Origin of the sequence: Thermoactinospora rubra, from assembly GCF_002093975.1 — a bacterium.
Classification (GTDB): domain Bacteria; phylum Actinomycetota; class Actinomycetes; order Streptosporangiales; family Streptosporangiaceae; genus Nonomuraea; species Nonomuraea rubra_A.
The window spans coordinates 108,219-120,157 of the sequence record NZ_MSZZ01000022.1 but is presented as its reverse complement, the minus strand read 5'-3'; the positions used below and the strand labels follow the sequence as shown (position 1 = coordinate 120,157).

Here is an 11,939-nt window from a genome sequence, read left to right as displayed (position 1 = left end):
CTGTTCGCATCTTCGCACTGAGGACTGGTCTACGACGTGTTCGAGACGCTTTCCGACCGCCTGACATCGGTCTTCTCCTCCCTCCGGGCCAAGGGCCGCCTGTCTGAGGCCGACATCGACGCCACGTGCCGCGAGATCCGCATCGCGCTGCTCGAGGCCGACGTCGCACTGCCCGTGGTGCGGGCGTTCGTCGCCCATGTCAAGGAGCGCGCCCGCGGTGCGGAGGTCTCCCAGGCGCTCAACCCGGCGCAGCAGGTCGTCAAGATCGTTCACGACGAGCTGATCGCGATCCTGGGCGGCGAGACCCGGCGGCTGCGCTTCGCCAAGACCCCGCCCACGGTCGTCATGCTGGCCGGCCTGCAGGGTTCCGGCAAGACGACGCTGGCCGGCAAGCTCGCCAAGTGGCTGCGCGAGCAGGGCCACGTCCCCATGCTCGTCGCGGCCGACCTGCAGCGTCCCAACGCGGTGCAGCAGCTGCAGGTCATCGGCGAGCGCGCGCAGGTGCCGGTCTTCGCCCCCGAGCCCGGCAACGGCGTGGGCGACCCGGTCGAGGTGGCTCGCCGGTCGGTCGAGCACGCCAGGCGGCAGCAGCACGACATCGTCATCATCGACACCGCCGGCCGCCTGGGCATCGACCAGGAGCTGATGAAGCAGGCCGCCGACATCCGCGACGCGGTCCAGCCCGACGAGGTCCTCTTCGTCGTCGACGCCATGATCGGCCAGGACGCGGTCACCACCGCGCAGGCGTTCATGGACGGCGTGGGCTTCGACGGCGTCGTGCTGACCAAGCTCGACGGCGACGCGCGGGGCGGCGCCGCGCTGTCGGTGCGCCACATCACCGGCAAGCCGATCATGTTCGCGTCGACCGGTGAGAAGCTTGACGACTTCGACGCCTTCCACCCTGACCGGATGGCCTCGCGCATCCTCGACATGGGCGACATCCTCACCCTGATCGAGCAGGCGCAGAAGACCTTCGACGAGGAGCAGGCCGCCAAGATGGCGGGCAAGCTCACCTCGGGCGAGGACTTTACCCTTGAGGACTTCCTCGAGCAGATGCAGATGGTCCGCAAGATGGGGCCGATCAAGAACCTGCTCGGCATGATGCCCGGCATGGGGCAGATGCGCGACCAGCTCAACTCCATCGACGAGCGCGACCTCGACCGCATCCAGGCCATCATCCGGTCCATGACCCCGGCCGAGCGGGCCGACCCGAAGATCATCAACGGCTCGCGGCGGGCCCGCATCGCCCGCGGCTCCGGCGTGGAGGTCTCGGCGGTCAACAACCTGGTCACCCGCTTCTTCGAGGCGCAGAAGATGATGAAGCGGATGGCCAGCGGCATCGGCCTGCCGGGCATGCCCGGCAGGGGCAAGGCCGCCAAGCAGGGCAAGAAGGGCAAGAAGGGCCGCCGGGTCAGCGGCGACACGCGCAAGGCCGCGCTGGGCAAGGCGGGCACCGCCGAGCAGCCCAAGGTCGGCGGCGCCCTCGGCAACCTGCGGCTGCCGCCGGGCATGGAGCTGCCGCCCGGGTTCGACCCGTCGAAGCTCAACCTGCCCAAGCAGTGAGGGTGTCGTGAGGGAGCGCCGCCGTCTGGACTGAGGAGCGGTGAGGGCGTTCAACGCCCGAGCCGCGACGAGGGAAGACGGCGGGTTTCCAGCGACCGAACCGCCGAGCGAAGCGAGGCGAATGAGCACATGAAGAACCCGCGCCGGGTGCAGTGGATCATCGCGCTGCTGGTCCTCGGGACGGCGGTGCTGTACGCGCTGCAGGTCTGGGGGATCATCCCGCGCGCCTGACCGAGGCACTCGTGTCGATCTGGCACAATGGCATGTTGGAACACCGTGACCATGTGGGTGCCCTCTCACTGCCCGCAGGCCGCGTCTGTCCCTCGGACGGTTCCCGTCGTGCCCCACTCGGCGAGGTGCCGTTCACCCACGCTCGAATGCAGGAGAGACCACACCCGTGGCAGTCAAGATCAAGCTCAAGCGGCTCGGCATGATCCGCAACCCGCAGTACCGCATCGTCATCGCCGACAGCCGGACCAAGCGCGACGGTCGGGCGATCGAGGAGATCGGCCTGTACCACCCGAAGGAGAACCCCTCCCGCATCGAGGTGAACTCCGAGCGCGCACAGTACTGGCTGAGCGTCGGCGCCCAGCCGACCGAGCCCGTCCTGAAGCTGCTCAAGCTCACCGGCGACTGGCAGAAGTTCAAGGGCGAGCCCGCCCCGCCGCCGCTGAAGGTGGCCGAGCCCAAGCCCGACCGCCACGCGATCTACGAGGCCGCCGCCAAGGAGGCCCTGTCCGGCGGTGACACCGGCACGGCCGCCACCACGCCGAAGAAGGCCAGGCCGAAGAAGGAAGAGGCCGCCGAGGCCCCCGCCGAGACCCCGGCCGCGCCGGAGAATGAGGGCTGACATGCTCGAGGAGGCACTCGAGCACCTCGTGAAGGGCATCGTCGACCACCCCGACGACGTCCGGGTCCGCTCGCGCCGCATCCGCAGCGGGAGCGTGCTCGAGGTCCGGGTGCACCCCGACGACCTCGGCAAGGTCATCGGCCGCAACGGCCGCACGGCCAAGGCGTTGCGCACCGTCGTCAACGCCCTGGCCGGCGGGAAGCGGGTCCAGGTCGACCTGCGCGACCTATACGAAGTGGCCCGCTAGCGGGAGCTCTCGCGCGCCCTCATCGGTGTCCCGGTGGGGGCGCGTTGTTTGTTGTTGTCCGGTTGGGAGTTTCGTTGGAGGCGAGGTCGTGAAGCTGGCCGTCGGCCGCATCGGCCGCCCGCACGGCGTGCGCGGCGAGGTCACCGTCGAGGTGCTCACCGACGACCCGGCCGCGCGCTTCCGGCCCGGCGTCTCCTTCGCCACCGACGCGGGGGAGCTCGTGGTGGCCGGCACCCGCTGGCACAAGGGCGTGCTGCTGCTGAGCCTGGAGGGCGTGCACAGCCGCGACCAGGCCGAGGAGCTGCGCGACACGATGCTGCTCATCGACTCCTCGCAGCTGCCGCCCACCGACGACCCCGACGAGTTCCACGACCACCAGCTCATCGGGCTCACCGTGGTGACGGTCTCGGGCGAGCTCGTGGGCGAGGTGGCCGACGTGCTCCACCACGGCCAGGACCTGCTGGTGGTACGGCGCGGCGGCCAGGAGGACGCCTACGTGCCGTTCGTCAAGGCCCTGGTGCCGGAGGTCGACCTCGAGGCCGGGCGGCTCGTCGTCGACCCGCCTGAAGGGTTGCTGTCATGAGGGTCGACATCGTCTCGATCTTCCCCGAGTACTTCTCGCCGCTGGAGGTCTCCCTCATCGGCAAGGCGCGCGAGCGCGGCCTCCTCGACGTGCGGCTCCACCAACTGCGCGACTGGACCCACGACGTCCACAAGACCGTCGACGACACCCCGTACGGCGGCGGCCCCGGCATGGTCATGAAGCCCGAGCCGTGGGGCGAGGCGCTGGACGAGATCATCGGCTCTGGCCGGCCGCGGATCGTCGTTCCCACCCCCAGCGGCCGCCCCTTCACCCAGGCGCTCGCCCAGGAGCTGGCGGCCGAGCCGTGGCTGGTCTTCGCCTGCGGCCGCTACGAGGGTATCGACGCACGGGTGATGGAGGAGTACGGCAAGCGGCTGCGCGTCGACGAGCTCAGCATCGGCGACTACGTGCTGGCGGGCGGCGAGGTGGCCGTGCTGGTGATGATCGAGGCGATCGGGCGGCTGCTGCCCGGCGTGCTGGGCAACGCGAGCTCGGCCGTCGACGACTCCTTCGCCCCCGGCGCGATGGAGAACCTCCTGGAGGGGCCCGTCTACACCAAGCCGCCCGTGTGGCGCGGCCACGCCGTACCAGAAGTGCTGCTGTCCGGGCACCACGGCAAGGTGGCCAGGTGGCGGCGGGACGAGGCGCTGCGCCGTACGGTGCGCAACCGGCCGGACCTGGCGGCGCGGCTCACCGGCCTGGACAAGCGGGACCGGCAGGTCCTGGAGGAGCTCGCGTTTCGCGCCGGGCCGGAAGATGTGGCAGACTGAAGCGCTGGCTCGGTGTCGGGCCTGTTAACCGTGCGCGCGTGTCCCCTTCGAGCTTCGGCCGGGTGGACCTCCGCGTGACCATCGAAAACGTTGAGGAACTGTTCCCATGCACACGAAGATCCAGGAGCTCGAGAAGACGGCGCTGCGCAGCGACGTCCCCGACTTCCGCCCCGGTGACACGCTCGAGGTGCACGTCCGAGTCGTCGAAGGAAACCGCTCCCGAATCCAGGTCTTCAAGGGCTTCGTGCTCCGCCGCCAGGGTTCCGGCGCCCGTGAGACCTTCACGGTCCGCAAGGTGAGCTACGGTGTCGGCGTCGAGCGCACCTTCCCGGTGCACAGCCCGGTGCTCGAGAAGATCGTCGTGGTCTCCCGTGGCGACGTCCGCCGCGCCAAGCTCTACTACATGCGTGACCTGCGCGGCAAGGCCGCCCGCATCCGCGAGAAGCGCGAGACCCCGGCCGCCAAGTAAGCGTCCGAAATGGCCTGGTACGGTGCGGCCGTGCCAGGCCGTTTTCTTTATCTTGAGCGACGCATGACGGCTGTAGCCTCGGTCGTGGCTTGTCGCGCACGCGCATCATCTAGGCTCGTGGGCGATGACTAGCGAGAGCCAGGACAACGAGGTGGACGTGGTCGCGGAAGACACGCAGAAGCCGGCCAAAGGTGGCAAGGACAAGAAAGGGTCGTTCTGGAAGGAACTGCCCGTCCTCGTGGTCGTGGCGCTGGTCCTGGCCTTCCTCATCAAGACGTTCGTGATCCAGGCCTTCTACATCCCGTCGGAGTCCATGGAGAACACCCTGTTGATCAACGACAGGGTGCTGGTGAACAAGCTGGTGTACCACACCCGCGACATCGAGCGCGGCGACGTCGTGGTCTTCTCGGGGGTCGACTCCTGGGACGGCGAGGTGCGGCTTCAGGAGCCGACGAACCCTGTGGCGGGGTTCTTCCGCTGGGTGGGCACCGCCTTCGGCGTCGTGCCCGGCGAGAAGGACTACATCAAGCGCGTCATCGGGGTCGCGGGGGACCGCGTGCGGTGCTGCGACGCCAAGGGGCGGGTGACGGTCAACGGCGTGCCGCTGGATGAGCGGAGCTACCTGCACCCCGGCGACGTGCCCTCCGACCGGCCCTTCGACGTGAAGGTGCCCGAGGGGCGGCTGTGGGTGATGGGCGACCACCGGCGCGTCTCGCAGGACTCGCGGGCGCACATGGGCGACCCCGGCGGGGGGACCATTCCGGTGGACCAGGTCGTGGGGCGCGCCTTCGTGATCGTGTGGCCGTTCTCGCGGTTCGACACGCTGCCGATCCCTGAGACGTTCGCCCAGCCGGCGCTGCGGGCGCTGGGCGGGGCGACGCCGATGGTCGCGGGGTTCGCGGGAGCCGTACCCCTCGTGCTGCTGCGCCGGAGGCTGGCGGCGAGGGGGAAGAAGTGACGGAGTCCGCTTCGGAGAAGGCCGCGGAGAGCGGATCGGGGGTCGCCGCCGCCGGCGACGCCGGGGCGGCCGGGGGGAAGGCGGCTGGAAACGTGGAACGAGACGACAAGGCCGGCGGCAAGGCGGGCAAGCCCAAGAAGAAGGGCGGCGGCTTCCGCGAGACGCTCATGCTGCTGGTCATGGGCGTGGGGCTCGCGCTGCTGCTGCAGGCGTTCGTCATCGGCTCGTTCTACATCCCGTCGGAGTCGATGGAGAACACGCTGCTGATCAACGACCGCGTGTTCGTCAACAAGCTCGACGGCTCCATCGACCGCGGCGAGATCGTCGTGTTCAAGGGCTGGAACGGCGAGGACACGATCAAGCGGGTCATCGGCGTCGGCGGCGACAAGGTCAAGTGCTGCGACTCCAAGAGGCGCATCACGGTCAACGGCGTGCCGCTGGACGAGGACTACCTGCACCCCGATGACTATCCGTCGGGGGAGGAGTTCTCGGTTACCGTGCCCCCGGGCAAGCTGTGGCTCATGGGCGACCACCGCTCGGCCTCCGCGGACTCGCGTGCCAACTACGAGCTGCCCGGCGGCTGGATCTCCGAGGACGACGTCGTGGGGACGGCCTTCCTGCGGTACTGGCCGCTCAACCGCATCGGGATCTTCTCCACCCCCGAGACGTTCGCCAAGGTTCGTTAAGTTCGCCGGCATGTCGCGGCGTATGCTGCGACTGTCATGACAACGTCGTTCCGTCCCCGGCCCAGCGTCGTCCGCCGCGATTCCGGGCTCTACGCCTACGAGCGGGCTCTGGCTCGCCGGGGACTGAGCCCGGTGGCGGGGGTCGACGAGGCGGGCCGGGGGGCGTGCGCCGGTCCGCTGGTGGTCTCGGCCGTGATCCTGCGCCGCGAGCTGCCCGGCCTGGCCGACTCCAAGCTGCTGGCCCCCGGGGAGCGGGAGCGGCTGCACGAGCTGATCGTCCGCAACGCCCTGGTGGAGACGGTCGTCATCCCGCCGGCGGAGATCGACGCGCGGGGGCTGCACCGCTGCAACGTCGAGGGAATGCGGCGGGCGGTCGCGCGGTTGCCCATGGTTCCGGAGTACATCCTCGTCGACGGCTTCCCGGTGCCGGGCCTTCCGGCGCCGTCGCTGGCCGTGTGGAAGGGGGACCAGGTCGCCGCGTGCATGGCGGCGGCGTCGATCGTGGCGAAGGTGACGCGAGACCGCATCATGACGGGGCTGCACGAGGAGTTCCCGCAGTACGGCTTCGCGGAGCACAAGGGTTATGTGACGCCGGGCCATCGCCGGGCGTTGCGCGAGCATGGGCCCTGCGCGCACCACCGCTTCTCCTTCGTCACGGTCGGTAGGGAGATGCGGGACAATGGAGACTTGGGGGCCGCATGACGGGCGCGACAGGAGGGACGGGATGAGCGCGGAGGATCTCGAGAAGTACGAGACCGAGATGGAGCTGCAGCTCTACCGCGAGTACCGTGACGTGGTCGGCCTGTTCACGTACGTGGTGGAGACCGAGCGGCGCTTCTATCTGACCAACTCGGTGGATCTCGACGTGCGGACGGCGGAGAACGGGGACGTGTATTTCGACGTGCGCATGCAGGACGCATGGGTGTGGGATATGTACCGCCCCGCCCGGTTCGTCAAGAACGTTCGGGTCGTGACGTTCAAGGACGTCAACGTGGAGGAGCTGGCCAAGAGCGACCTGGAGATGCCCAAGGAGGGCTTCTCGGGCTGAGCTCCTCCCTCCACAGGTCGGCCGCCGCCTCGGCCTGATATCCACAGAGCGGCGTTCGGCGCCTCGCGGGGCCGGGCCCTTCCGCCACAGTCGGGCGCGGAGGTGGTCAGATGGCCGCGAAGGACGAGCTCGGCAGGCACGGCGAAGAGGTCGCCGCCCGCTATCTGCGCGACAGGGGCATGCGCATCCTCGAGCGAAACTGGCGATGCGCCCAGGGCGAGATCGACATCATCGCCCAGGACGGCGACGACCTCGTCGTCGTGGAGGTGCGCACCCGGTCGGGCCGGTCGCACGGCACTGCCCTGGAGTCGGTGCGGCCGGGAAAGCTGTCCCGGCTGCGGGCGCTGGCCGCCCGGTGGCTCGCCGCCCAGCCGTGCGCCTTCCGCACGGTCCGGGTCGACGTGATCGCGCTGGAGCGTTTCGCCGGTGACTTCGCGCTGCGCCACGTCCGGGGGGTGATGTAGGTGGCCGTCGCCCGCACGCGCAGCGTCGCCCTCATCGGCGTGACGGGGCGCATCGTGGAGGTGGAGGCCGACGTCGGCAACGGCCTGGCCGGCATCCACCTCATCGGCCTGCCCGACACCGCCCTGAGCGAGGCGCGCGAGAGGGTCAGGTCCGCGATGGTCAACAGTCGTTTTCCCTGGCCCGACGCCCGCATCACGGTCAGCCTCTTCCCCGCCAGCCTGCCCAAGCGGGGCAGCCAGTTCGACCTGGCCATCGCGGTGGCGATCCTGGGCGCGGCGGGCGTCGTCCCGCCCGACCGCGTGTCCACGCCGTTCTTCCTCGGCGAGCTGGGCCTGGACGGCCGCCTGCGCCCGGTGCGCGGCATCCTGCCGTCCGTGCTGGGCGCCGCCAAGACCTGCGAGGTCACCGTGGTCGTCCCGGCCGCCAACGCCGCCGAGGCCGCGCTGGTGCCGGACGCCAAGGTGATCCCCGTGGCGGATCTGCGCCAGCTGGTGGGATGGCTGCGCGACGGCGAGGAGCCGCCGGCGCTCGCGGAATCCCCCGACGACGCCGCGATCCCCACCACCGAGCTGCCCAGCGTCGACCTGGCCGACGTGGTGGGCCAGCCGATCGGCCGCCGGGCGCTGGAGGTGTGCGCGGCGGGCGGGCACAACCTGTGGATGCTGGGCCCTCCCGGCACCGGCAAGACGATGCTCGCCGAGCGGCTGCCGACGCTGCTGCCCGACCTGGAGCTCGACCACGCCCTGGAGGTCACCGCCATCCACTCGGTCGCGGGCGTGCTGCCGCCCAGCAGCCCCATGATCAGCCGCCCGCCGTATGTCAGCCCCCACCACACCGCCACCGCCGCCGCGCTGGTGGGCGGCGGCAGCACCGTCGTGCGTCCCGGCGCGGTCTCGCTGGCCCATCGCGGCACGCTGTTCCTGGACGAAGCCCCCGAGTTCCCGCGCCACGTGCTCGACTCGCTGCGGCAGCCCCTGGAGTCCGGCCAGGTCACGGTCGCCAGGGCCGCGGGCACCATCACCTTCCCCGCCCGGTTCCTGCTGGTCCTGGCCGCCAACCCGTGCCCCTGCTCGCAGCCCGCCACGCCGGGTGACGCATGCCAGTGCACCCCTGCCCTACGGCGGCGCTATCTCGCCAAGCTGTCCGGCCCCCTGCTCGACCGCGTCGACGTGAAGGTCACCGTGGCGCGGTCGAGCAAGGCCGAGCTGATGGCGGACCGCACGTTCGTCGAGAGCAGCAAGACCGTGGCGGAGCGGGTGCTGAACGCGCGGCAGCGGGCGGCCAAACGCCTCGACGGGACTCCTTGGCGCACCAACGCCGAGATCTCCTCGGCCGCGCTCCACGCCGACTACCGGCCTTGTGACGCCGCCATGAAGCCCCTCTCGTCCTGCCTCGAATCCGGCACTCTCAGCGCGCGTGGCCTGGACAGGGTCGTGCGGGTCGCCTGGACCTTGGCCGATCTGGCGGACAGGGACCAGCCGGGGGAAGAGGAGACCTCGCGTGCTCTGGCGTTCTGGCTGGGGGTGGGTGCGTGAGGCCGGGGTGTGGCTGGTGGGCGAGGCGCCGTGGACGTGGCGGGTCGTGCCTCAAGGGCGGATCCGCCTGGCCGTGGCGGCATCGGGCATGGGGCGGGTCCGGCACACCTGGCCGCCTGGCGCGCGGGGCGGGACGGGCCTGCGGGTGCGGCGTCGTGCGCGATGCCTCCTGTGCGGTGCCGCGACGGCCCGCGTTCCGGCTGAGCAGGGCTGTAGCGCGGCGGGCCGCATTGCGGCTGCGCTGTGCCGTGACCGTTGGCACGGTGATGGCCGGTGGTCCTGGCGGAGGTCGCGTCGGTGGCTGGCGGTCTTGGTCGCCGTTACGTAGTGGTCTTGGGGAATGGCATGGGCCGCTTTCGGCTGTGGCGCGCCTGCGGGCGTGGATGCGGTTGGCGAGCTTCGGCTGTGCTGGGCGGTGGTCTTGGGCTATGGCGTGCATGGCTGGTTTCCAGCCTCCGTGATGGCGGTCATGACGGTCGACGGCTCCGAGCAGCGCCGCGATTGCGGCCATGGGTGTGGTCGGCGGTTCTCGGCCGCGCTTGTACGGGGCACGTGGTAGTGGCTGGCGATTTGGTCCACGGTACGCAGTGGCTTGGGCGATGGCGTCTAGTGATCTTCGGCCGTGCGAGGTGCCGGGGTTGTGACGGTCTTGGGTGCTTGGCCGTGCTGCGACGGTGCACGTGGTGGGGCTGGAGGTCTTGGGCTGTGCCGGGCGGTGGGCTTGGGGGCGCAACACGCAAGTGGTATTTGGCCATGTCGCGGCGGCGGTCCTGGCGACGGCGACGGTTCCGGGCGCAGCCGCGACGCGGTCGTAGGCATGGTCGTAGGCAGTCGTAGGCGCGGTCGGCGGTTCTCGATCGTGCTGCGACGGCGCGCATGCTGGCAGCCCTGCCGTTCGTGCCTTAATTCCGCCGCGCCGTTAGGTCCGCACCACCGTCAACGCCAGGTCACCGTCAACGCCAGGTCACCGTCAACGCCAGGTCACCGTCAACCCCGCCCAGCCGTTAGGTCCGCACCGCTGTCAACCCCGCCCAGCCGTCAACCCCGCGCCACTTCATCGACTCCTTAACCCCGACTCCCTGGAGGAGACCTTGCATGAGCACGTCGCCCGAGCAGCGCTGATGCGGGCCGCCGAGAGCGGTGATCCCATCATGGGACAGCTCGTCCGCGCCTACGGTCCCGAGGCGGCCGTCGAGATCATCCGATCCGGCACCTGCCCGGAAGAGTTCGCCGACCGAGCGGTCACCGCTGACGGACGCGAGGTCGCCAAAGACCAGCTCGACCGCCGGATCCACTCGTGGCGGACACGTCTGACGCAGGCCGATCCGGAGGCGGACCTGGCCTTCGGCGACAAGGCCGGTGCGCGGCTGATCATTCCCGGAGACAGCGAGTGGCCGACTCAGCTCGACGCGCTGGGCGACACCGTGCCGGTGGGACTGTGGGTGCTCGGCTCGGCCGATCTGCGCTTCTCGTGCCTGCGGTCGGTGGCTGTCGTGGGCGCGAGGGCGGCGACCGCGTACGGCGTGCACATAGCGGCCGACTTCGGCGCCGAGCTCAGCGACGCGGGCTGGACGGTCGTGTCGGGCGGCGCCTACGGCATCGACGGGGCCGCCCATCGGGGCGCCCTGGCGGGCGGTACGTCCACCGTCGCGGTGCTGGCCTGCGGCGTGGACATCTCGTACCCGACCGGCCACACCAACCTCTTCGCCGCCATCCGCGAGCAAGGCGTGCTCGTCAGCGAATGCCCTCCCGGCGTCCATCCCACCCGTGGCCGCTTCCTCATCAGAAACCGGCTGATCGCCGCCTTGTCCCGCGGGACGGTGGTGATCGAGGCGGCATTGCGCAGCGGCGCGCTCAACACGGTCAGCCATGCGTTGTCCCTGGGCCGCCATGTGGCCGCCGTACCAGGTCCTGTCACGTCCGAGGTCTCCACGGGCTGCCACCGCCTCATCCGGGAGGGCCGGGCGATCTGCGTCACGCGGTACGAGGAAGTCATCGAGCTCGTCGGCGACCTGGGCGAGGATCTGGCTCCCGAGCTGCGTGGCCCTGTCGTGCCGCTGGACTCCTTGAGCGAGGAGAGCCGGAGAGTGCTCGACGCGGTGCCCGCGCGCACCGGCAAGGGCCCGGCGACCATCGCCGTGGCGGCGGGAGTCGATCTGAACACGGTGCTCAGCTGCCTGGGGAGCCTGGCGGCGGCCGGCTTCGTCGAGCGTACGACTGCCGGATGGCGCATACGGCGGGCTCGTGCCTCACGTCCGCGATGAAGGTTGCGGGATGGGGCGTCGTGCCTGGTGGGATGGGGGCGTCACCAGCGTCTGCCCTTCTCGCTGCGTCAATGTCTCTTGGGGTGAGCGCTTGGGGAAGGTTGGTTTCGTAACGGGATGTCGATTCCTTGAGGGAGTGTGGTGTTTGGGGAGGCTGGACGCTGAGAAGGCCGGTTCCTTGATGGAAGCCGGGGCATTTGAGGCGTTCCTTGGTGCGGAGCGGACCGTGCTGGTGGAATGCCTGGCCAGGCTTGGCACGGGACGGGCCATGGACCCTTGCCCGCCGGTGTCGCGCCAACCCGTCCGAACCGACTTGCCGAGCCCTCGGCGTCCACGACGGCCAGACCGACCACGACGACGACCTGAGACTCGATGATCACGGACGGGTGAGGTGCGGGAGAGCGTGAGTGAGATGAGGCAACGCGACCGAATGGCGCGGATCTCGGCGTTTCGCGGAGAAAACTGGGGAGCCAACCGGGCACAGTGAGAATGTGCCATCAC

General features: G+C 70.2%; 13 protein-coding genes. All 13 read left to right on the top strand.

Features of this window, described 5'->3' with window-relative positions; genetic code table 11:
• Window positions 1–36: 36 nt before the first annotated feature.
• Window positions 37–1,563, top strand: a complete 1,527-nt coding sequence (gene ffh, locus BSB02_RS22180; RefSeq protein ID WP_084961385.1) for a signal recognition particle protein — start codon at window positions 37–39, stop codon at window positions 1,561–1,563.
• 397 nt (window positions 1,564–1,960) lie between these two features.
• A complete protein-coding gene (rpsP, locus tag BSB02_RS22175) occupies window positions 1,961–2,413 on the top strand; it encodes a 30S ribosomal protein S16 (protein ID WP_084961383.1) in 453 nt (150 codons plus the stop codon).
• 1 nt (window position 2,414) lies between these two features.
• On the top strand, window positions 2,415–2,660 hold the full coding sequence (locus BSB02_RS22170; RefSeq protein ID WP_084961381.1) for an RNA-binding protein: 246 nt from the start codon (window positions 2,415–2,417) through the stop codon (window positions 2,658–2,660).
• 88 nt (window positions 2,661–2,748) lie between these two features.
• Window positions 2,749–3,243 carry a ribosome maturation factor RimM gene (rimM, locus tag BSB02_RS22165; protein ID WP_084961379.1) on the top strand — a complete coding sequence of 165 codons (495 nt, stop codon included), beginning with the start codon at window positions 2,749–2,751 and terminating at the stop codon, window positions 3,241–3,243.
• Window positions 3,240–4,013: a tRNA (guanosine(37)-N1)-methyltransferase TrmD gene (gene trmD, locus BSB02_RS22160; protein ID WP_084961377.1), complete on the top strand. Its 774-nt coding sequence runs from the start codon at window positions 3,240–3,242 to the stop codon at window positions 4,011–4,013. Before rimM ends, trmD begins: the two co-directional genes overlap by 4 nt.
• Before the next feature lie 106 nt (window positions 4,014–4,119).
• Window positions 4,120–4,482: a 50S ribosomal protein L19 gene (gene rplS, locus BSB02_RS22155; protein ID WP_084961375.1), complete on the top strand. Its 363-nt coding sequence runs from the start codon at window positions 4,120–4,122 to the stop codon at window positions 4,480–4,482.
• Between the two features lie 124 nt (window positions 4,483–4,606).
• Complete coding sequence (gene lepB / locus BSB02_RS22150) at window positions 4,607–5,440, top strand: signal peptidase I (RefSeq protein WP_084961373.1); 834 nt, start codon at window positions 4,607–4,609, stop codon at window positions 5,438–5,440.
• Window positions 5,437–6,126 carry a signal peptidase I gene (lepB, locus tag BSB02_RS22145; RefSeq protein ID WP_240506578.1) on the top strand — a complete coding sequence of 230 codons (690 nt, stop codon included), beginning with the start codon at window positions 5,437–5,439 and terminating at the stop codon, window positions 6,124–6,126. The genes lepB (BSB02_RS22150) and lepB (BSB02_RS22145) overlap by 4 nt, the downstream gene beginning before the upstream one ends.
• A gap of 36 nt (window positions 6,127–6,162) precedes the next feature.
• On the top strand, window positions 6,163–6,828 hold the full coding sequence (locus BSB02_RS22140) for a ribonuclease HII (RefSeq protein WP_084961371.1): 666 nt from the start codon (window positions 6,163–6,165) through the stop codon (window positions 6,826–6,828).
• Window positions 6,829–6,850: 22 nt separating this feature from the next.
• Window positions 6,851–7,174 carry a DUF2469 domain-containing protein gene (locus BSB02_RS22135; RefSeq protein WP_084961369.1) on the top strand — a complete coding sequence of 108 codons (324 nt, stop codon included), beginning with the start codon at window positions 6,851–6,853 and terminating at the stop codon, window positions 7,172–7,174.
• Between the two features lie 110 nt (window positions 7,175–7,284).
• Window positions 7,285–7,638, top strand: a complete 354-nt coding sequence (locus BSB02_RS22130; RefSeq protein WP_084961367.1) for a YraN family protein — start codon at window positions 7,285–7,287, stop codon at window positions 7,636–7,638.
• Entirely contained in the window at window positions 7,639–9,174 is a 1,536-nt protein-coding gene (locus BSB02_RS22125; protein WP_084961364.1) for a YifB family Mg chelatase-like AAA ATPase, read from the top strand.
• 1,091 nt (window positions 9,175–10,265) lie between these two features.
• Window positions 10,266–11,438, top strand: coding sequence for a DNA-processing protein DprA (dprA, locus tag BSB02_RS22120; protein WP_240506577.1), 1,173 nt, complete (start codon window positions 10,266–10,268; stop codon window positions 11,436–11,438).
• Window positions 11,439–11,939 lie beyond the last annotated feature (501 nt).